The organism is Endozoicomonas euniceicola (assembly GCF_025562755.1).
GTDB lineage: Bacteria > Pseudomonadota > Gammaproteobacteria > Pseudomonadales > Endozoicomonadaceae > Endozoicomonas_A > Endozoicomonas_A euniceicola.
In genome coordinates, this window is sequence record NZ_CP103300.1 from 4,811,893 (window position 1) to 4,833,904 (window position 22,012).

Annotated in this window: 18 protein-coding genes; 2 read left to right on the forward strand and 16 right to left on the reverse strand. The window is 50.8% G+C overall.

What is annotated here, in order from left to right:
- Nucleotides 1–279: 279 nt before the first annotated feature.
- The 11 genes from NX720_RS19465 to NX720_RS27260 form a co-directional block, all read right to left on the reverse strand.
- Nucleotides 280–2,124, reverse strand: coding sequence for a V-type ATP synthase subunit A (locus NX720_RS19465; RefSeq protein ID WP_262596849.1), 1,845 nt, complete (start codon nt 2,122–2,124; stop codon nt 280–282).
- 23 nt (nt 2,125–2,147) lie between these two features.
- The gene (locus NX720_RS19470) at nt 2,148–2,837 is read right to left on the reverse strand and encodes a DUF2764 domain-containing protein (protein ID WP_262596851.1); all 690 of its coding nucleotides are present in this window, start codon (nt 2,835–2,837) and stop codon (nt 2,148–2,150) included.
- Nucleotides 2,838–2,894: 57 nt separating this feature from the next.
- Nucleotides 2,895–3,572, reverse strand: a complete 678-nt coding sequence (locus NX720_RS19475) for a hypothetical protein (RefSeq protein ID WP_262596853.1) — start codon at nt 3,570–3,572, stop codon at nt 2,895–2,897.
- 78 nt (nt 3,573–3,650) lie between these two features.
- Nucleotides 3,651–4,100 carry an ATP synthase subunit C gene (locus tag NX720_RS19480; protein ID WP_262566344.1) on the reverse strand — a complete coding sequence of 150 codons (450 nt, stop codon included), beginning with the start codon at nt 4,098–4,100 and terminating at the stop codon, nt 3,651–3,653.
- 2 nt (nt 4,101–4,102) lie between these two features.
- Nucleotides 4,103–5,896, reverse strand: coding sequence for a V-type ATP synthase subunit I (locus tag NX720_RS19485; RefSeq protein WP_262596855.1), 1,794 nt, complete (start codon nt 5,894–5,896; stop codon nt 4,103–4,105).
- Nucleotides 5,897–5,974: 78 nt separating this feature from the next.
- On the reverse strand, nt 5,975–6,595 hold the full coding sequence (locus tag NX720_RS19490; RefSeq protein WP_262566347.1) for a V-type ATP synthase subunit D: 621 nt from the start codon (nt 6,593–6,595) through the stop codon (nt 5,975–5,977).
- 3 nt (nt 6,596–6,598) lie between these two features.
- Nucleotides 6,599–8,134 carry a V-type ATP synthase subunit B gene (locus NX720_RS19495; RefSeq protein WP_262596856.1) on the reverse strand — a complete coding sequence of 512 codons (1,536 nt, stop codon included), beginning with the start codon at nt 8,132–8,134 and terminating at the stop codon, nt 6,599–6,601.
- Between the two features lie 432 nt (nt 8,135–8,566).
- The gene (gene argF, locus NX720_RS19500) at nt 8,567–9,592 is read right to left on the reverse strand and encodes an ornithine carbamoyltransferase (RefSeq protein WP_262596858.1); all 1,026 of its coding nucleotides are present in this window, start codon (nt 9,590–9,592) and stop codon (nt 8,567–8,569) included.
- Nucleotides 9,593–10,094: 502 nt separating this feature from the next.
- The gene (locus NX720_RS19505; RefSeq protein ID WP_262596860.1) at nt 10,095–10,829 is read right to left on the reverse strand and encodes a PepSY domain-containing protein; all 735 of its coding nucleotides are present in this window, start codon (nt 10,827–10,829) and stop codon (nt 10,095–10,097) included.
- Nucleotides 10,830–11,043: 214 nt separating this feature from the next.
- The gene (locus tag NX720_RS19510; protein ID WP_262596861.1) at nt 11,044–12,297 is read right to left on the reverse strand and encodes a valine--pyruvate transaminase; all 1,254 of its coding nucleotides are present in this window, start codon (nt 12,295–12,297) and stop codon (nt 11,044–11,046) included.
- Nucleotides 12,298–12,439: 142 nt separating this feature from the next.
- Nucleotides 12,440–13,279: a C2H2-type zinc finger protein gene (locus tag NX720_RS27260; protein WP_404831104.1), complete on the reverse strand. Its 840-nt coding sequence runs from the start codon at nt 13,277–13,279 to the stop codon at nt 12,440–12,442.
- Between the two features lie 137 nt (nt 13,280–13,416).
- On the opposite strand from NX720_RS27260, the gene NX720_RS19515 reads away from it, so the two are divergent.
- Nucleotides 13,417–13,695, forward strand: coding sequence for a hypothetical protein (locus NX720_RS19515; protein WP_262596862.1), 279 nt, complete (start codon nt 13,417–13,419; stop codon nt 13,693–13,695).
- Here NX720_RS19515 and NX720_RS19520 read toward each other — a convergent pair.
- The 3 genes from NX720_RS19520 to NX720_RS19530 all read right to left on the reverse strand — a co-directional run bounded on the left by NX720_RS19520 (nt 13,661) and on the right by NX720_RS19530 (nt 15,905).
- Nucleotides 13,661–14,140, reverse strand: a complete 480-nt coding sequence (locus NX720_RS19520) for a hypothetical protein (protein ID WP_262596863.1) — start codon at nt 14,138–14,140, stop codon at nt 13,661–13,663. The genes NX720_RS19515 and NX720_RS19520 overlap by 35 nt on opposite strands.
- Before the next feature lie 118 nt (nt 14,141–14,258).
- Complete coding sequence (locus NX720_RS19525; RefSeq protein WP_262596865.1) at nt 14,259–15,263, reverse strand: hypothetical protein; 1,005 nt, start codon at nt 15,261–15,263, stop codon at nt 14,259–14,261.
- A gap of 471 nt (nt 15,264–15,734) precedes the next feature.
- Nucleotides 15,735–15,905 carry a transposase family protein gene (locus NX720_RS19530; protein ID WP_262596867.1) on the reverse strand — a complete coding sequence of 57 codons (171 nt, stop codon included), beginning with the start codon at nt 15,903–15,905 and terminating at the stop codon, nt 15,735–15,737.
- Between the two features lie 34 nt (nt 15,906–15,939).
- Between NX720_RS19530 and NX720_RS19535 the strand changes: the two genes are divergently transcribed.
- Nucleotides 15,940–20,442, forward strand: a complete 4,503-nt coding sequence (locus NX720_RS19535; RefSeq protein ID WP_262596868.1) for a coiled-coil domain-containing protein — start codon at nt 15,940–15,942, stop codon at nt 20,440–20,442.
- A 142-nt stretch (nt 20,443–20,584) separates the two neighbouring features.
- Here the strand turns inward: NX720_RS19535 and NX720_RS19540 are convergent, their stop codons facing one another.
- Nucleotides 20,585–21,061: a MaoC family dehydratase gene (locus NX720_RS19540; protein WP_262596869.1), complete on the reverse strand. Its 477-nt coding sequence runs from the start codon at nt 21,059–21,061 to the stop codon at nt 20,585–20,587.
- Nucleotides 21,062–21,077: 16 nt separating this feature from the next.
- Nucleotides 21,078–22,007 (reverse strand): alpha/beta hydrolase, encoded by a 930-nt coding sequence (locus NX720_RS19545; RefSeq protein WP_262596871.1) that lies wholly within the window; start codon nt 22,005–22,007, stop codon nt 21,078–21,080.
- Nucleotides 22,008–22,012: the final 5 nt, after the last annotated feature.

Here is a 22,012-nt window from a genome sequence, read left to right on the forward strand (position 1 = left end):
ACGCTTTTGCTTGCACGGATAACTTGACTGTAAACAAAAACTTTTAGCAGCTAATGGGATAGCTGCAAGTCGATGCTGACGATTTAGATTTTTTGACCACGAATTATCGGGAATGACTCCCGAAAAATTTGATAGAAGGAAGGAGGTAGTATTTTTAGTAGTATTTGAAATAAAAAAATCTTGCTTATAATAAGATTGATTTTTGTGGTGAAAAGGTAAAAAAAAGCCACAAACAAAGCGAGTGTTTGTGGCTTTTATAAACTCAAACGATTGTTTGAATTACGCTGCTTTGGCTGAACCAATAAACTGGCTGCGCAGTTCCTCGATCTTCTGGATATAGCCGTTGTATTCCGGAGAACCGTCGTGAGAGTAGTTCAGGTTCTTGAACAGACCGGTCAGCTTCACGAAGTAATCACGGGCCACTTCTTTATCAGCAAAGTTGTAGTTCTGGCGAATCAGACTCACAGCCAGCTCGAAACAGGCTTTCTGGCGCGACAGGGGGCAGCTGCTGTCGACATCGTCAAAAGCGTCCTGCTGCAGATAAACCATGTCCAGCAGGAAGGATTTCTGGAAGGTCACATAATCTTCCAGAGTCACGCCTTCTTCACCGGTTACCTGCATCATCTGGTTAATGCTGTCGCCCTGAACCAGCAGCTTCTGCATTTCCTTAACGTCTTCTACCCATTCCGGAGACAGGTTGTTGCCGTACCAGTCTTTCAGCTGATCCAGGTAACGGGACCAGGAGATCAACGGGTCGATCGCCGGGTAGAAACGCTTGTAAGCGCGGTCGTAAGACAGACCCAGGAAGGTCTTAACGGTACCCAGGGTGGCCTGGGTCACCGGCTCTTCGAAGTTACCACCGGCCGGTGATACAGAGCCGATCATGGTCAGGGAGCCTTCCTGTTCCTCTTCGTTGGTGATAACGCCGCAACGCTCGTACACGCCCTTGATGGCGGAGTCCATGTACGCCGGGAAGCCTTCTTCACCCGGAATTTCTTCCAGACGGTTAGAGGTTTCACGCATCGCCTGCGCCCAGCGGGAGGTGGAGTCAGCCAGTGCCAGGATGTTGTAACCCATCTGACGGTAGTATTCACCCAGGGTCAGACCGGTGTAGATGGAGGCTTCACGAGCCGCTACCGGCATGGAGGAGGTGTTACAGATGATCACGGTACGGTCGATCAGGGCACCGCCAGTGGTCGGGTCCTGCAGGTGCGGGAACTCTTCGATGGTTTCTACCACCTCACCGGCACGTTCGCCACAGGCGGTCACGATAACGATATCGGCGTTACTGTAACGGGAGAACGAGTGCATCAGTACGGTCTTGCCGGAACCGAATGGACCAGGAATACAACCCGTACCACCACGGGCAATCGGGAAGAAGGTATCGACGATACGCTGAGTGGTCACCAGGGGGGTGTTCGGGTACTGACGGGTTGTCTTACCTTTCTTCTGCAGAGTCTCGGAAATAGAGCGACGTACCGGCCATTTCTGGTACATGGTCAGCTCGACTTCTTCACCACGCTCGTTCTTCACCCGGGCAACAACGGTATCAACAGAGAAGTTACCTTCCTGAATCCATACCACTTCCACTTCGCCGTCGGTGTCGAAAGGAATCATGATCTTGTGGGTGAAGCGACCTTCCGGCACAGTACCGAAGGTTTCACCGGCACGCAGTTTGTCGCCGATCTTGGCAACGGCGGTGAAGGCCCAGGTCTGGGCGCGGTCCAGGGATTCTACCGCAACACCGCGTTGCAGGAACTTACCGTGAATGGCAGCCAGACGCTCCAGCGGGTTCTGCAGACCGTCGTAGATCATGCCCAGGATGCCCGGACCCAGATCCACAGACAGCAGCTGACCGGTCTGGATGATACCGTCGCCTACAGCAACGCCACGGGTATCTTCGAACACCTGAATGTCAGCGGTATTGCCACGTACCCGCAGCACTTCCGCCATCAGCTGTTCGTCTACGGCTTCGTTGGAACGACGGCTTGGCAGAACGTACACCACTTCGTTTTTTACCAGCGGTTTTTCGCTGATGCTTTCGATGGTGATGATATCGCCCATCACTGCCACGACCCGGGCAGTTGCCTCAGGTTTTACTTCAGTACTTGCTTGTTCACTCATACTTCAATATCCAGTAATCCGAATCAGGCGGCAGAGCCGGGCAATTGTTTGACGAATTCGCCCAGTGCCTGATCCGTTAGCTCGCGGAAACGCTCCATTGCCTGCTCGCCATCGTAGGCGGTCCAGCGGGCAACCAGGCTCCAGCGCAGCACATAAATAATAACGGCTTCAAAATCGAAGCTATGCTTGCGACTAGCGTCGTCCAGCTTGCGCCACACGGCTTCCAATAGAGTCTTTTCCAGCGTCAGGTAGTCCTGCTTGTTCAGGCACTCGATAACGGTTGGAATCCATGGGAAGGCGTGCTGCAGCCCCAGGGTCGGGTTGCTCCAGTTACGGCGGATGTAAGCGTAACGGGAACCGTAGCTCCACTGAGGATCGCCCGGAGCCTGTGCTCCACGCATTTTGCGGCGCAGGGCTGCCACCACGGTGCGCATGTCCAGTCGCCAGTTCACCAGGTCTTTCAGGGTGTCGCTGGTCAGCTCGGAACTCAGTCGTGCGGCCAGGCGGATCAGCGCAGCCTCATTGACGTCTTCGCCCAGGTGGCTCCAGTGCATAAGCTGTTCCACCTTGATCAGGGTGTCCCGATCTTCTGTAGACAGCATGGACAGTCGACGATCAAGCTGCAGACGGGAGATCGGTGTGATCTTGCTGTCAAACAGCGAGTCGATATGCGGCAACGATGTCAGCAAGGTGTAGTAGGCATTCTCTGCCATTTCATTCTCCTTGACTTGCGCGGGTTGGGGCGGGCGTTGTGCCCGTCCCAACCGGCGTTATTTAACGATGCCTTCCAGCAGTGCGCGGAAACGAGGCTGCAGGTGGCGCAGCAGTACGGCAGCTACGGCTTCATCGTCCAGCTGGACTTCGATGTCTTTGTCTTTCAGACGGAAACCGATGCCGGTGTTGTCGTCGATGCTGAAGGTGACACCTTCGCCCAGCATGTCAGCGGCCTGGCGGGTGACAAACTCCAGCAGCGGGCCTTGTTGCACCAGCTCCGGGTGTTCACGCAGCTGGTCAACACCAATCACACTGCGGGGCAGAACCACTTCAACGTTGTCTTCGCCACGCAGGTTGTTTTCGCCAGCGACTTCCAGAATCATCTTCTGCAGCAGTTCTTCTTTTTCCATAGAGCTGCTGACAACCGCAGTCACTTGCTGGGAGAATTGCTCCAGCAGGTAGTCTTTCAGTTCCAGGATGGCATTGCGTTCTGCCAGTTGCAGGGCTTCCTTACCGGCTTTGGTAATGAAGTCTGCTTCTTCACGAGCCTTGCCGACAATGGCGTCAGCTCGGGTCTGTGCTTCTTTGATCAGCTCGGCGGCCTGAGCCTCGGCGTCGCTGATAATTTTGTCCGCTTCGGTGCGGCCGTTCTGAACACCCTGCTTACGCAGTTTTTCAATCAGTTCCTGAACGCCAACGGACGCTTTACCTTCGGGGTGCATCGCTGCAGTCATAGTGTATTTCCTCTGATTTCCATTGGCTGAACCGTTGCTTTTATGGAAGGCAGCGGTTCAGCATCATCACGGGATGGTTCAGCCGGCGATGGACTGACCCATAACCAGAGCGAATACGAACGCGAATACCGCAAAGCCTTCTACAATCGCAGCCGGTGCGATGGACAGACCGAATACTTCAGGCTTGTTCTTGGAAGCGTTGATCGCAGCAGCAACCGCCTGACCCTGGTAGGTTGCGGAGTACATCAGGGCAACACCCGTCAGCAGACCGATACCGAACAGGCCAGGAGCAGTCGCTTCGCTCACGCCCAGACCGCTCAAGGTGAACATGATAACGATACCGTAGATAACCTGAGAAGATGGCATTGCAGACAGACCAACGAATTTACCGTAGCCACTCTCTACGTCCAGCATGGCGCCACAGGCTGCCTGACCGGCCACCGAACAACCAATCGCAGAACCTACCGCGCCCAGCGCAACAGGAGCGAAGACACCCAACCAGCCCAGTGCAATAATCAAGTTTTCCATTATCAATCCTCTTTCTTACTAAATGCTTTAAACGGGTAGCCCTCGTCGGACAGACCCCAGTTAACAAATTCAATGACGTTCAGACGCATACCGTGAACCACGCCGCTCATAAGACACAGAGCGAAGTTAAGAACGTGACCCAGCAGCAGAATCAGACCTGCAAACAGCACCCCGATCACCGGGCTGGAGTGCAGTACGTCCATCGCCAGTGAGTTAAAGGTCATAGCCAGGGACGCACCGGACAGGCCGAGCGCGAACAGACGCATGTAACTCAGCACATCGCCAAAGGCAGATGTGATGTTGTAGACCGCTTTCAGACCGTCCAGACCACGCAGGAGCAGGTCACCGGCCGAGCGAACCTTACGGGTACTGGTGAACAGGAAGATGAACACGCCACCCACCGCCATCATGCCCGGACCGAACAGGTCGGCAAAGGTTTCCGGCAGGGTGCCGGACATGCCAAGCCAGGTGCTCAGGCCACCACTCATGACCAGCGCCCACCCCAGGGGGGACAGGGCATAACTGCTTGAGCGGTTGACCCAGGCGGTCATGACATTGGCAACGACCAGGTGCGCTACACCGACAAATACGGAGAGTTTCATCATCGCGCCATAGTCGTTCAGGTTCACGAAGGCAATATCGCCGAGAATCCCGCCTTCCGGCGAAACTCCGAAGTAACTGCCAATCATGACACCCCAGACAATACCCACGGCGGACATGAAGTACGCCATGTTCATCAGGCGCGAGCCTGCTTCGGACTGCTTCAGCTTGCCCCGGGACATGTACACGATGAGACCGAACAGGAAACTGTACATCACATCGGACATGATCATGCCGAAGAACAGGGAGAACGAGTAGAACACCACGTTGCCCGGATCCCAGGTCCGATAGTTCGGGGTCTGGAAGAAGCCCAGGGCGTCGGCGCCACCACCGGTGCCGGAAGCTTTTTCCAGCAGGGTCGGCGGGTTGTCGTCTTCGGTCGGTTCTTCAAACAGGGCAGCGACACCGTTCTCTAGACAGAACGCCTCCGCTGCCTGACGTTCACTTTCAGGAATCCAGCCCTGTACCAGGAAGAACTCCTGTTCATCCTGAGTGGTACTCTGGGCTTCTGCCAGCTCTGCGGCGTCCTGTCGGGCGGCAACTGCCTGACCCAGCAGGTAGTTCCAGCGAGTCAGGGCCTCGCGCTCAGCGTACAGGTCTTCCAGTAGCTGTTCGGACTCTTCCAGCTCATCTTCCAGACGGGACAAAGGCACTGAACCCACCCGTGAGCGCACGACCGGTAGCAGGTCTTCCGCCGGTTCCTGGTCAGAGATCACGATCACGTAAGCGTGTTTCTGGTCTTTGCCCATAATCTGCCAGGGTAGCTCTATGCTATCCAGAGTCGATTGTTCGCCCAAGGGAAGAACATAGAACCAGAGGCGTTGTCCGTCGAGCTCGGACAGATTCGGGAAGTGAAACTCACCCCAGGGGCGAACGTCCCTGATACGCTCTTCCAGTTTGTCACGGGCATCGCTGACTTCGCGTGTACTGGACTTGTTGTCCAGTACTTCACGCACAACCGTATCGATGTCCGCTGCGGACTTGTCCTTCACCTGTCGTCTGGTTCTGGGCGCCCGTTCCAGCCAGGCCAGCGCTTCGCTGGCTTCCGCTGGCTGCAGTCGCACTGAGGCTTCCGCTGGCTGATCCGTCAACGGGATCAGGTGCAGACAGCCCAGTGCCTGCAGACCCTGCAGAACATGAGCCTTGTCCTGGCTCGGTCCGTACAGGGTGATCTTGTTAAGTTGTTTTATAGCCATGTCTTATTCCCAGAGAATGCCTCTCTTTTCCAGGCGCAGCCGCTTTTCCAGGCGCAGCCGCTTGCCAGGCGCAGCCGCTCAGCCAGCCGCTGCCGCTTTGGCTTCCTGCGCCAACACCTTGCCCTTGGAGAGCTTGGCGTTCATAACGCTGGCGCGGTCCTGGTCGGACATGTAAATCTGGATTTTCTGGATGTTCTTTTTGGTCTGAGGAATCAGTACCTTGGAGAACAGGTTAACCCGCTGCGAAGTGGTACGGGTTGCCTTGTCGAGTTCAGCGTAACGCAGTTCGCGTACCTGATATTCAACACGCAGTCGTACCATCTTTTGCAGCAGTTCCACCAGGAAATCCACCCAGTGAGGCTTGGCCAGGTCGCTGTAGGGCGTCAGTTCGATATCGATGTTGCCCACGGCGGGTACAGTTGTACCGACAATGTTTTCATCAATCAGTTTGACGTTTTTTACACGAACCAGATTTTCTACCGGAACGTCGGCGCGAGCCAACATCGGCAGTTGTGCCTGTACCAGACGTTCAACGTCAGCCAGTTCGGTGCGAGCCTCAGCCAGTGCTTCTTCCGCTTTCTTACGCTCAGCCATCAGCTGCTGGCGCTTCAGTTCCAGCGCTGGCAGGTAACGGTTGTACGTTTTTAAGCTGCGCTTTTCTTTGTTAAGCGAACTTTTGTTGAGGGCTACCTTGGCCATGGTTTATGCCTCTGCTACTGCGGCTGCTTCCTCGACACCGGCGGCAGCCTGCTCTTCATCAGAAAGGCCGGGCCAGTACTTCTCCAGCAGGCTCTGCTTCATCAGGGTCTCGCCCGGTTCAAAGCATTCCGCCAGAGTTTCCCAGCACAGATCCAGAGCATCTTCCAGACTCATGGCAGCGTCCAGAGACATAAAGCGCTCTTTAAACAGGTCGCCAAACCGGATGGTTTTCAGGTCGTAGCTGGACAGTTCAAACGCCATGGCCTGTTTCTGCTTGGCATTCACGGAATCGGAGTAGAAGCGGATCATAGTGTTCATGATCGGTGAGTGGTCGTCGCGGGTTTCTTTACCCTGAACCATCTGCTTCAGTCGGGACAGGGAACCGAACGGATCCAGTACACCGTCGTGCAGATAGAACTGACCTTCGGTGATGTAGCCGGTGTTGTCCGGTACCGGATGAGTAACGTCATTACCCGGCATGGTGGTGACTGCCAGGATGGTAACGGAACCCGCACCTTTGTAGTCACAGGCTTTCTCGTAACGCTTCGCCAGCTGGGAGTACAGGTCGCCCATGTAACCACGGTTCGCAGGAATCTTGTCCATTGCTACACCGATTTCCTTCATCGCGTCAGCGTAGGAGGTCATGTCGGTCAGCAGTACCAGTACCTTCTTGGACTCTTCTACGGCGAAGTGCTCTGCCACTGCCAGCGCCATGTCCGGAGTCAGCAGGCGTTCTACCGTTGGGTCAGAGGCCTGGTTGGTGAACATAACGGTACGGGAGGATACGCCCGCCTTTTCAAATTCGTTACGGAAAAAGTGGTAATCGTCGAAGATCAGACCCATGCCGCCAAACACGACCACGTCGGCTTCAGCCTGAATCGCGATACGTGCCAGGAAGCGGTTGTACGGTTCACCGGCCACGGAGAAGATAGGAATCTTCTGGGACTCTACCAGGGTGTTGAATACGTCGATCATTGGTACGTTGGTACGTACCATGCGGGACGCCAATACACGACGAACAGGGTTTACAGAAGGACCGTCGATCTCCACCTTGGGATCCTGTTCCAGCGCTGGGCCACCGTCAATTGGTTCACCGGCACCATTAAAGATACGGCCAAGGATGTTCGGAGAGTAGGTCGCCTTCATTGGCTCACCCAAAAAGCATACGGCGGCACCGGTAGACAGACCTTTGGTGCCTGCGAATACCTGCAGGGAAACCTCTTCATGATCGATCTTGATGATCTGGGCCATGGAATAGGGTTGACCATTCTGCTCGATCAATGCCAGGTCGCCATAATTGGCTCGGGCATTGCCTTCCGTCAGGTTCGGCACTTGAACGCGAATCAAGTCACCAACAATGCTGAGAATGTTGGTGTATCGCAATAAGCTCTGGGGCATTTCTGCTCCTCTGTACTGCTCGGAGCCTGTTGGACTTAAGTCAGCGGCCCGATAACGGGTGCTTAAGTCTGGCAGGTTCCATGGAAAACACAGCACTTCTTGTCGAACGATGGTCGTACGATCATCGTTTGATAGAAGCACTAATACCTGTGCCCTCAATTGAGGCTGTTGCAAAAGAACGGGGCTACTCTTGTCATGATAAGAGTTCTCATGATGAGAGTTGCCATGATGAGTTTTATGACAAACCGTACATGGAAAAAGCTCCAAACCTTTGCAACAACCCCAAATATTGTGGAACTAATGTTCTACAAGTTTCAGGAAATTTCGGTGTAAGGGCGACCCAAAATCTCTCAATAGTAGACAATCTCAGCACTTTCGGATGAAGAAGGTGCTGATGCGCTGCCGACGTACTTTGCAGTCAGGCCGGAAATTACGCCGGCAGCGTTGTGCAGACTGTCTATTGCACAAAATCGATGATTGTTACCTGACTCAGATAATCACTGGCAGCTTGGTTTCATCACTTTTGACTTGTAGGTTGGGAAGAGTGCAAGTCAGACGTAATGAAACGATGTACTAGTCACCTAGCGTTGCCACCATGACTGCCTTGATGGTGTGCATTCGGTTTTCAGCCTGATCAAACACGATGGCGTGTTCTGACTCAAAGACTTCTTCGGTGACTTCCAGACCGTTCATACCACCCTTTCCCCGGAGCCCCTGGAAGAGTTGTTCCGCAACTTCTTTACCCATGGTGGTTTCGTCGTTGTGGAACGCCGGCAGGCAGTGCAGAAAGCGAACGTCCGGATTACCGGTTTGTTTCAGCATGGCCTGGTTGACCTGATAGGGGAGCATCAGATCTACCCGTTCTTTCCAGGCTTCCATCGGTTCGCCCATGGATACCCAGACATCGGTGTAGATAAAGTCGCAACCGACGACTGCCTGCTCGACCGATTCGGTAATGGTGAGTTTGGCACCTGTGTCTCTGGCGATGCTCTGGCATTGTTCGATCAGCGCCTCATCAGGAGCAAAACCCGCTGGAGCGGCAATTCGGAAATCCACACCCATTTTAGCTGAACCCACCAGAAGTGAGTTGGCAACATTGTTGCGACCATCACCTACATAACACAGTTTCAGTTCATTCAATGGACGACCATTGCTGTGTTCAATCATGGTCAGGAAGTCAGCCAGAACCTGGGTAGGGTGCCATTCGTTGGTTAGGCCATTCCATACGGGAATGCCGGCGAATTCGGCAAGTTCTTCAGCGTGCTGTTGCAAATGTCCGCGAAATTCTATGCCATCATACATGCGTCCCAATACTCTGGCTGTGTCTTTTACGGACTCCTTACTTCCCATTTGTGACCCACTGGAAATGTAAGTGACATTGGCTCCCTGATCAAAAGCGGCCACCTCAAAAGCACAGCGCGTTCGGGTAGAGGCTTTTTCGAAAATCAGGGCAATGTTTTTCTTCTGTAAAAAGCGAGGCTCTTCACACGACTTCTTCGCGGCTTTGAGTTCGCGAGATAGTTTCAGAAGACCGTTGATTTCTTCGGAAGTGAAATCCAGAAGTTTGACGAAGTGACGATTTTTCAGTCTGAAATCCATAGTATTGCTCTTTTTTAATCAGTTTCCTGCCAGAAGGTTATGGAACAAGTGTCCAGTAAACTTCCGGATAAGCAGAAAAGTTGGATCGCTGATTGAGTGGCTGCTGTTTGCAGTCCTAATCGCAGAATCAAACATCTTCTATCGCCGCAGGTTCAAAGTCCAGACTCTGAGTGCGAATAAGTAGCATTGGGTAGAATAGCGTGCAGCCGCTACGCTGATGAAATAATGTTCTAAAAGCCCTGTATGGCGAGTTGTAAAACCCATATCCTTTATGGATTGAACATGAATGGTATAGATTATCGCTGACGTATGTAGATGGCACTACGTATAAATACGGTTGCGCGGTAATGTGGTGTAGTGTTTGTTCGGTGCTTCTTGTTTTGTGGTGCTTTGTGTTTTCGTTTTACAGATTGTTTTGTTGCGTTGTCACCTATGGTTTGTGGTTGCCGTGGGATTAAATACTTAATGTGTAAGTTTTATTTACACTCAGATATCAAACTCGCTACTGATAGAACGGGCTGACTGCCAGCTCGTCGCTGATGGTTTCTCCGGTAATCGAATTGACAATAAGGCGTTTTCGAAAACGGTTTTCATCCAGATAAACGATCTCTCTGACTGGAATGTTTTTCTTGTGTTTTGAAGTGGTTCTCAGAATGACCATGTTCTTGTGGGCTCTGTGGGCTTGCTTAAGAATATCGCTCAGCGGAATCTGTTTGCCGGTTCGTTTTAACTCGAATGGGTGTTCGTTCAGCAGCAAGCCAGTGTAAGCATCCATTTCTGCTCGCCAGTGTTTTTTTCTGTTATCGATGAATTCGATGGCCCGAATCTCGTTACCACCGTTATTCTCAATCCAGGTTTTAGTGATACGGGTTATCTGGTGATTTTTGTGCAGGTTGGCCAGTGTTTTTTCCAGTGACATCGGAAAGCGCATGGTAGCCAGTTCGATCTCTTTGCCAGTAAAGGCGTCGACCACCAGGCGTTGCATTCCCTGATGGCTGGTTTTTAATTCGGGAGCAAAGTCAATAAGACGAACGGTGCGCCGGTCTTCCTGAATAAGGCGTACGTTATAAACGACGATGTTGCCATGCTGTTTGCGCATCTGGTTGATGATCTGCTCCAGCGGGATCGGACGTTTGGTGTTATTGCTCTGGCTATAGGCTGGTGAAGCAATGGTCAGGGTGACAGCAAAAAGCGGAACCAGTACAGACAGCGCTTTTGATCGGATAAAGGTATTCATAACGACCTTCCTTATGAAGGCATTGACGTGTTTGCTAGCCAATGATAAAGACTCGTGTCGTACAGTTTCAGAGTGTTGCAGCAGTACCATCACAAAGGTTTAAGCCCCGGAGCAGACTCTCTGAACAGCAAAATCTGCATCCGATAACTTTAGGACTGATTTGAGGAAAAGCAAGGCAGGTTCTCAGGTTTGACAAGGAACCTGCATGGGCGGGTTACTCTGCGTAAGCTTTGCGAACTTCTTCGGCAATGATGGCAATACCTTGTTCGACTGTCGTATTGTCGCGGGTAAAAGTCATGCGAATGCATTCGTGCTTATGACGCCATTCGTCAATGCCGGGGAAGAAGTAGTGCCCGGATACGACCAGCACACGACGTTGCTTCAGTCGTTCGTACAGTTCCAGACTGGAAATGGGCAGGTCTTTGAGCCAGAGCCACAGGAACATGGCGCCTTCCGGCTTGTGAACCTGCCAGGGCAGACTGTCGTCCATATGGCGATACAGGCATTGTACGGCAAAGTCTGCCTTGTCTTTGTAGTACGGGCGGATAAGGGATTTGCTGATATCGACAATACTGTCATCCCTGACCATATCCAGGGCGACCAGACTGCCAAAGCTGTTGGGTGCCAGATTCATAATGGCGTTAATGCCTGTGAGCGCTTTAATCACTTCTTCGTTAGCGATAACAATTCCGGTTCGGGCGGCAGGCAGACCCAGCTTAGACAGTGTCAGGCACAGAATGGTATGGCTGTTCCATTGGGGTTGCGCATCCGTGTAAATCAGGTTGGGGAAGGGGGTGCCGTATGCGCCGTCAATAATCAATGGAATGTCGTGGGTGCGGGCCAGGGTGTCAAGCTGGCTGACCTCCTCGTCGGTCAGGACATTGCCGGAAGGGTTGGTAGGTCGGGAGGCGCACAGTGCCCCAGTCGAGTCATCAATGGTCAGGTTGGCGAAATTGACCCGGTACTTGAATTGATGAGGGGCTGTGTAATCGATGTCTGGGCGGCTGGCTATGAAAAAGTTTTCACTGAGACCAGCGTCTGTGTAACCGATGTACTCTGGCGCAATGGGGAGCTGGATACGTTTGTGAGTGCCATCATTGAAATCACCCGCAAACATGTTGAACAGCATAAAGAAGCCTGCCTGACTGCCGTTGGTCAGGGCAATATTGCGTGCGCTCAGCTGCCAGCCAAATTGACGTTTCAGGAAAGCCGCTACTTCGTGGATAAACTCTTTTTCACCCTGTGGTGGGTCATAGGTGCCTACCAGCCGGGTAAATTCGTTCTGGCTGTCCAGAATGCGCCGCAGACGGGTACGGAAGACTTCCTCAACTTCAGGGATGTGGGCCGGGTTGCCACCGCCCATCATGATCATTTCGTCTTCTGTTGCCAGAGCGTTACCAAGATCGTCCATCAACGAGAGTATGCCCGAGTGAGTCGTGAACTTGGTACCAAAAGTGGAAAGCTTCATGCTTGCCTCGATTTTTATTGATAATACTGCAAAGGGTGAAATTCTAACTTATAAATACGGGATCTGCAGCTGATTGCGGCAGAGCCGGGAAGACTGACTTTTTTGATATCTGCGAATAAAGTTAAAATTCTTGTCCGATTATTTAAGAGTCGTACTTCGCCTGAACCTTCAATAGTTCAGGGTCTGATTCATCTAGAAAAATTATTCCAGGGCCAGAGCCCGGAAGGTTTTGACCAGTATACGTGGTTACTCGTCCTGATCCCTGTGTTGCCGTTGCTGTGATGGCTGAAAGGCTGTATTTAGTGACTAGATAGGCACTTCCTAACTCGGATGTGACGGTGCTTATGATTGTCGTATCGTTTGGTGATTCCTTGGTTCGGCTTGTTACGGTTACCATTCCTTCTGGTTCCGTGTGCGTATGCACAGTGGTAGACTGGACTGTTGATTCGGATGGGTGTCTTGCCTCGAAGTGTCTAAAGAGATTGGACTGTCGACTAAAATGACAACCGCATAGAGGACACTGAAAGCGTCCGTTTTTGCGATGAATTCTCTTGTTATGATTGTCAAAAGTACTTATTTGAGCAAAAGAGATACCGCATGGCTGACACTCATAAGGGCGTTCACGGGTATGGGTTCGCATGTGCTGAGTCAGGTTTGATTGAGATCTAAAAAACTTCTTGCATTCCTGACATTGAAAAGTTTTTTCATTGGTATGGGTTCGTATGTGCTGAGTCAGGTTTCCTTGAGCTCTAAAAGTCTTGTTGCATAAATGACATGGGAAAGGTTTTTCGCCGGTATGGATAAGCATATGTCGGGTGAGATCATGGGAACGAGAAAAACACCTGTTACATACTTCGCACTGAAAAGGCTGCTCACGAGTGTGGATTTGCTTATGAAGTCTGAGAGAGTTCGCATTTGCGAGACTTTTCCCACACTCATCACAGATGAATCCGGGCATGCCTGGTACTCCTGTGTAAAGCATAAAAAAGCATAGAGTTAGTTCTTTCACTCCAGGCTGTATAAGCAACACCTAATGATAGACAGGATTGCGGCCGTTGGTGGAAGTTTCTTTCGTAGGAAAGAAACTTTTCGTTTGCTGCAAACAGGCAGGGGCTTTCATTGAACATTAAACTGCTCCCGGGCATCCAGCATGACTTTAAAATCATCCAGTTCGCACCCGGCATGGAAGTGCTGAATCGCGGGGTCTTTTCAGTGACGCACACGGATGATGAGCTGTCGATCATCTGTGAGTCATCCATCAAACTGAATTCAGAACAGGTACAAACGGACTGGTCCGCACTGAAAGTGACTGGCTTTCCTATAGATGTTAGCGCTGGAGTCAGGGCGAAGTGTCGCAAATTTTTTAATGCCAAGGCCCGGACACTGTATATTCAATAGGGATCCAGTTACCTTCATCGTCCATAGATTCTATCGTAACCCTCCGGGTATCATCTCCTAAGCTTGTAACTCTTGTTACTTGTGCTCCGGGTATATCGGGATACGCCTCTTCCAATAATTTAGCAATGGAGTCTGTAATGTCTGCTTCTGAATTATTCGCAGGAGGCGTTTCGTTCTGGTTAGCGTGGCTCAGGGGCTGGCTGTCTTCAGCTGGTGCGGCGTGTCTTTCTGACAGTTTTTTTTGACAGAACTCAACGGGCAGTGGAGCTTGGCATTTTAGGCATTTAAGGATTTGATTGTCGCCTTTTCCTGTCGCCATCCAGTTGTCGCAACATTCCCTGTGGAAAAATGCTCCGCATTCATGCTGGAGGTCTTTCTTGGGATTAGCGTCATAGCTGCAATAGATGCATTCTCCGGAAATCTCTGCATTTAAGTCTGCGTTCATAATAACCTTTAAGCCTTCGCCTGTAAGCTGTTCGTTTTTTGACTGCCATGAAGGGGAAAGGTTCCGGTGTTTTTTTAATCTGAATCAGGTTTGTTATTGTCTGGTCATTGCTGGCACCCTAAGGCAAGACATAACTCTTTGCTACCAGCGAAATAAACGAGATCAGTGCATACAGCCAGGCAGGTGATTCAGCCATTGGTGCCAGCTTTCCCATCTGCTTTTTATAGATCGCAAAATCCGAATACTCCCAATCTTGTGCGTATTCGGGATTGTTTTTACCAGCGCCGCTCACTAAGTACCTGGCATAATCCTCGCCACATGAGGGTTTTAAGGGTTCGGACTGACTAGCGAAGCCAACCAGATAGCTTGCACTGCGAATCATTTTTTCATATCTGCCGCTACTGTCATCATCGCCGTCCCCCGCTCTATCAGAGCCGCCTTTTTTAATATCAGACGGTTTGCATAGTGTGCATTTGAATTTTCCCTGTTCAGCGTTGATCGTTAAGCCAATCAGGTTGCCGGCGCTGTCCAGCATGACGGTCAGAACGTTGTGTTTGCTATCGATAAAGATTCCATGGTACGCAGCGCCAAAGGAGTCGGACTCGAAAGCCACCGGGCTGGCTACTGTGTATGTGAATATACCACCATCAAATAAAAGCGTTTGCCGGCCATTTATTGTGGTATAGAGCGAAGTGGTCAAATTGCCCTGGTTGTAACTACTGTCATCAATTCTCCCCGAACTATCCCAGACAGCGTTGTGATAGGTGTAGGTGGAAAGTCGATTTAGATTGACTCTGTACTCCAGAGACTGACTATCCTCTCCACTGAACAGTGAAATACTGGTAGTAGCAGAACTTTCAGGTTGAGAGCTACTTTGCGGCGATGGTGAGGGTGGCTCCGCCACCATAAATGTTGGAAATGCGGGTGTCCTGAGGAACGGTGGAATTTCAGGTGGCATGTTATCGGCACTGTTAGGGGAAACCCTTGCTTCGAAAGTAACAGGCTTTTTATTGCCCTGGATAATTATTTCTCCCTGCCATAACTCTCCAGTGGCTGCAACCTGTAAAGATAAAGACAGAAGAATGCAGGATATCACCAGATGAATGTTCAGCCTGTGATGCATTTTATTTTTCCTCAACCTACCGGAATGCACAAAAAGGAAGTGCGTGGCAGGCTTTCTCTAATATAGGTGATCTTACTGCGAACTTCTTCAATCATGCCTGGAAGCTCAGTATTGTAGTGAATTGTCTATTCGTCCAGATTTAAGGAGTATGTTCGGTGGAAATCAAAACTTTAGCTTATGGATATTCAAGCCAAGGCCAGGGCAAAAACATGATCACAAATCGATCAACCCAAGCACTGTCATCATATAGTCCTCGTTCCAGCCACAAGTTTTTCGTTTGCTCTTGATACCTGCTTTTAGGGGCGCAGCATTCAATAACTTACCGGGCTGTTGGCTATTAGCTGCTCATACAGCCAACCGCCAAAAGCCAAAAGCCAACAGCCAACAGCCCGGTTTTCAGCAGCAAAGCCACCTCCTGCCCTGCAACGATCCTCGTCAAAAGCGACATCAAGAACCCGGTGCAGCTGATTTTCAACCAGCCAGTGTTTTCTGGTTGCCTTTCACAGCGAGCAGGTAGTCCGCACCGCAAAGGATGGCACAGACTGACATGAACATAACCTCTGCCAGGATGTGGGTTGATTTCTTCGGGTCTCGATTATCAGTGAGTGAAGTAAACTTGGAAAAAAGGGTTTTTGCAGACATCAGAGAACGGGTAAAGCGCTAAATTATACAGGTTTTGTGGCTAACTTCCCGTTCAGAAATCATTCATGTTTTTGCCCTGGTGTACGCCCGGAAACAATACAACCCGAGCCCCAGGAACTATTACAGCCTGGGCGTGTCCAACGGGGAGTTACAAAGAATCAGGGAAGATATCATGTTTACAGGCGGAGCAGGGACTACCCCTCCAGACAGCAAGGCTTCAGCAGCACTTTCTGCAACAACATCCTCAGCAGCCCAGCCTGAGACGACCTTCAGGCATTCCACGGTAAAACGTAGAAATATCCGTGGTCGTCAGGAACATAACAATAGCAACAGTGAATCGGAATCCAGCCGCTCCCGCAGCAGGTCTCGATCTCCGAAGACAATCCGTAGCAGAAAGGCAGACTCTCGCCACACCTCACGCACTTCCCATTCACACAGTGCAACCACAGGTACACAACGAAAGGGTGAATCGTCCTCAGCCAGACGCACCATTCCTGAGAAATTTCGTGAAGTCCATTTGGAGTGCTGTGATTATATGGCGAAAGGTCAGTATGAAAAGGCCAGTAAGGCGATTAGGGAGCTTCAGAACGAGCACCCCTGGGTAAGCGCCCGGGCGTTTGGCGAAAGAAACCGTTTTACACAGGAAGACATGATAAGCCTGGTTGAACTGGATGACATGCTTTCGGTGCTGGTGATTATTGCCAAGTACTATCAGAGTACACCTGCGCCAAAAAACACAAGAAAAGATTTCAAAAAAGATGATCTGACTGTCATCACACAGAGCATGAAAGCCCCGGATAAATGGGAAAGGGATCTGCCAGAGGACTACGACAACCTCGACTGGGCAGATATTCGCAAGTCCGTTATTTTTGCCGATAACTACCTGCTTAATGACGCCCGGCATCCAGACTCTTCAGACGAAGCCTTTACGGACCGGCTCAAAGCGGCTCACAGGTATCTTATGTGGAGCCTGAACAGCCAGGTACTCAAAAGCAACGGCCAGCCCCAGTGGCTGGAGTGTTACATTAAAGTGTGCCAACAACTCCCCGAAAAAGACCCCCGTTTCAGGGAGTCCGCCGACGGGCAGCGCGCCAGAAGGGTGGTGGAACTGGTTGACGGAATTAAATCAGCCGAAAATATACACAAGGCATTTCACCTTATGAAAGAACAGCACAACGACGCCGTTAGTGAAGGTTTCAGTCAGGATGCCGCTGTGATCATGGCCTGTGGAGCCAGGGCTTTGTCAGAAGTCTGGCTCCACGGCCGGAAGCTCAATTCAAAAGAGGACCTTATTCGTCAGAACAATAATATGCTCTTTTATGGCTGGACCCTGCTCACCTTCGGTCCCAGGGGCCACCGTAACTCCCTGCACAGCCAAAAAGAGGCTCAACAGGTGTCAAAGCACTTTGTCAGCTTAGGACAGCTGGGTCTCTCTGCCAGTCAAAACCCTGAGATGATGAGAAAGTTTACCAAAGGACTGGTGAACGAGAAGTACTTTAAGTCATCCTCTGCCTCAAGAAAGATATCCCTGGAACTTAGTAAATATTGCGGCACGATTATAGATAAGAAATGGCTGGCATTTCTCGAATCCACTGCAAAAGGTGATTACTGGCTCGCAAAATCCCGCCTGGACGGATTGCGGAATTATGAAAAAGGATCTCACCAGGATGAAGTGATCGATCTCGCTTATGCTGATTGCTATCTGCAGACAGGTCAAAAGAATAAGGCTCTTCAAATACTGGATAACATAAAACCAGACAAGGAAACCTATGCGCACCTTGAGAAGGCCCGGCTCTACTATGCAGCTGGTCAATCTGCAGACGCTCTGGATTTGATAAAGAATGTCAAGGGCAGGTTAAATGGTATTTTCCGGTTAGCTTACAACCGGCTGGAAGATCAGATCGTTTCACCCGACCGCAGTCGCCGGTTCAGCAGTGACAGAAGTGACAGAAGTGACAGCAGTAGCAGTAGCAGTAGCAGCAGTGACAGCAGTAGCAGCAGTGACAATGACTCATCCGATTCTGAACAGACCTCAAAACACTCCAGAAAAAGACGTGCAGCGTCGTCAGACTCTGACTCTAAACATACCAAAACCAAAAAGCCCAGGGCAGGTGACTCCAGCGCCCCGGTCAGCAAGACCGGTCACACCGACGATGTCCCCGTGAGGGAGCCTGAAATAGACAGCGCCAGTATAACGGTACCCCCGCAGATTAATGTTAACACCGTGTCAACCCAGGTGGACACCGGTGAACTCCTTGATACCAAAGCCATACAGTCTGAAATGTTGCGCTCTTCTGCAGCACTTAAGGAACTGCAGGAAACTCACGACCAGCTGACTACCACTCACACGCAAGTACAGGAAGAACTGAGCCAGCTCCAGTCACAGCAAGTGCAATTAATGACCGAAATCAACACACTCAATGCTGAACGGGAAACACTGCAACAACAACTGTCTCAGGCCAGCGCCACAAGTCAGCAGCTGGAAGCGTTACAGAAAAAGTATAATGATCTTTCAACCCGGCACGACAAGCTGAAAAGCGAAACGACCAGGTATCATGAACAGTCCCGTTTGGCCAGGAAAAAACTAAATGAGAAGATCGAGAGACTCACCAGTGAGCAGAGTGTCCATAAACTTTCCAAGCAGCCCGAGTCTGAGCCTTACACTGAAATGAAGCAACGCCTGGAAACTGAACAGAGCAATTCTGCTGCACAATTAAAACAACACCTTCAGGCAGTGCAGAAGTTTAAGGACACTGAGGCCGCACAGTTACAGAAGATCTGTACACTTGAAGCACACATTACCGATCTGCAAACAAAGAACGCAAAGGCAACAGAGGAAAAAGACCGCCTGGAGAACCGGTATCAACAGGATAAAGATTTCCTCCGTAAAGAAATTCGAGAGCGCCAAAAACAGTTTTCCAAACTCGAAGAGGAACACTACGAGCTTCAGAAAAAAAACGAAAGCACGATCAGCACCCTGAAAAAACAGTGTGAAGAACTCAGGGAAAATGTGAAAGTTTCTGATGAGAGCAGGCTGAAAACAGAACAGGAAAATGAAAACCTGCTGGTTCAAAATTCAGCGTCAAAACTGAAGTTTCTGGGGTTAAAAACTCAAAATCAGAAGCTGACCACTCAACTCCAATCTACCCAGGAGCAGGAAGCCCAACAGCAGACGCTCGCACAACAGGAACAGCAAACCCTGAAAGATCAGATCGACCAGTTTGAGACTAAAGCTGCCGACCAGCAACAAAAGATTTCAGCGCTTGAAGATAAAAACAATACCCTTCATGGCAATGTTACAGTACTCAACACCAGGATCAGCGAACTTGTCGAACAAGAGACCAGCATACAGAAAGAAAAACAAACCCTGAAAGATCAGATCGACCAGTTTGAGACTAAAGCAGCCGACCAGCAACAACAGATTTCAGCGCTTGAAGCTGAAAAAAATACCTTTCATGACAATGTCACAGTACTCAACACCAGGATCAGCGAACTTGTCGAACAAGAGACCAGCTTACAAAAAGAAAAACAGACCCTGCTAGACAGCAAGCAGCAGCTTGAACAGGAAACAACCAGCCTTAAAAAGAAAACTGCCGGTCTGCAACAAGAGGTTTCATCGCTGGAAGCTAAAAACAGCGCCCTTCAGAAGCAGTTACAGCCATTAAAAGATGAGTTCAATACACTGCAACAACGTCATCAGAACCTTAAGGATGAAATGACTCAGAAAACCGGACAGCTGACAGTAGCAAATGAAGAGCGACAGGCATTTGAGGATAAAATTGAAGAGCTTGGTACGAAAATACTGATCCTGGAATCAGAACGGGTGGATGGAGGTGATGTCCTGATGGACACGGAGGAAAGCTCAACTCAACTGAAAACTGACTTAGAGGCCACCCGTCAGGAGCTGCAGGAATCAACCAGGCAACTGGAAGAAAAAAGCCAGAAAGCACAGGCTGCCAACCGGGCTCTACAACAGACAAAAGCGGAACTGGAATCCAGGGATCAGGAAGTACAGTCTGTCACCCAGACACTGCAACAGACAATAGCGAAACTGGGAGCAAAGAACCGGGAATTGGAAGAACAGAGTCAGAAAATGCAGGCACTCCAACAGAAGGAAATGGCCAGAACCCGCTACATAGAACAGCTTGAAGGCTCTATGGCAGCATTTTATACCTCCTTCTCCATGGCTGCCCCTTTATATACTGTTTTTTCTTCTACGCCACAGTCAGCCGTGCTAACACCAGTGAGCCCTGCAACTACCGGTTACCGTCCAACACTCGCTCCCTTTCCCGGCCAGTCAGAACCCACATACGCTGGCGCTCCAGTAACATCGACTTCACAGAGCGAGTCAGTCAGCGTAAGGCCAACAGGACAGGGTACCACTGAGATGTCGACTACTCCCCCCACTTCACAAGTGGAACAGAATAACTCAACATCAGAAAACCAACTCCCTGATTCGCAAGCCTTTAATGACCTTCTGGAAATCATCAACAGGGAGATGGCCTCCAATAGGGAGACGGACCCCAAAGGCTCATAACCTGGTACATACTTCAGTGCTGCAAAGACTTCACATCCATAAATCTGCCCCCCGGCTTGCGGTTTTACACCGGTCGGTTCACCGAGGATGGTGTGATCCATAAGTTTTTCAGTGAAACAAACTCATGAACGATGTCAGGCTCCTAGCCCTTTAGCTCAACCTCTGGCAGCGGGTACTCGTCCACCACGACTTTTTCAATAGCGGGCATGATTTCTGCCTTGCCTTTCACAACGGTTTTGCCGTCCTGATTCACCACGTTGGTGGAAACGGTCGCACGTTTGCGGCGTTCGTTAATGTCCAGTACTTCCAGTTTTACAGTCACGGTGTCGCCTACCTTGACCGGACGCATGAATTTCACTTCCTGAGACAGGTAGATACCGCCAGGCCCTGGCAGTTTGGTGGCCAGCGCACAGGAGATCAGGGATGACGTCCACATGCCGTGGGCGATACGATCTTCAAACTGGGTTGTGGCAGCGAAGTTTTTATCAAGATGAACCGGGTTGGTATCGCCGGAAACTTTGGCAAAGAGCAGCAGATCTTTTTCGGTCAGGGTTCGGGTCAGGGAGTCGGACTGGCCCACGGTGAGTTCTTCAAAGGGAATATTTTCCAACTGGCGCATACGTCTTGGTGTCCAATTATTGAATTTTAGATTCAAGCCATTCTATCAGGTCTGAGATAACCTGCTCACGATTAATTTCGTTGAACATCTCGTGACGGCCTTCAGGGTAGAGCGTCAGGCTAACATCTTTTATGCCTGCTTTCTGTAACGCCTGTGACAGTTTATGTTGTCCGTTTTTTGCAGGTGGTACTGCCGGAGCGCTGACCGGGTCGTGGGTGCCTCCCATCACCAGTATTGGATGTTCAGGACTGATCTGTTGCAGTGCCCTGGCTGAGGAGATGGATTGCAGACCGCCAAACAGGTCATGCCAGAGGTGATTGCCGGGGCGTTGTCCGCAGAGTGGATCATCAACGTAGGCATCCACTGCTGCCGGGTCTCGCGAGAGCCAGTCAAACTCTGTGCGATTCGGTTTAAATGCTTTGTTGTACTGACCAAAGACCAGCCCGTGAATGATCGGACTTTGCCCGTTTTGCCCCAGTCGGTATCGTTCAATCCGTGTGATGAGTCGAGCCAGAGTCAGCAGAGGTTGCGGGGCAAAGTTGGAACCCGATAGCACAGAGCCAGCCAGTGACTTAGGTGTGTAGCGCATCAGGTAACTCTGCAGGATATAACTGCCCATACTGTGTCCCAGCAGAAACAGAGGCTTGCCCGGTGATTGTTCGCCGATGCTTTGAATAACAATGTCCAGATCTTCGACCACTTTCTCCCAGCCACGCTTGTGGGCAAAGAAGGCGGGCTGCGGGGCAGCTGGTCCGTGTCCCCGGTGGTTATGGGCAAACACTTCAAAACCAGCGGCGTTCAGTTGCAGGGCGAGGTGATGGTAGCGCTGCGCATGTTCACTGAGTCCATGACTGATATGCACAACGGCTTTTGCATCGGCGCACGGCCACTGAAAAACCGGAATACTATGACCGTCGTCAGTTGGCAAGGTTATTATTTGATCCATGCTAA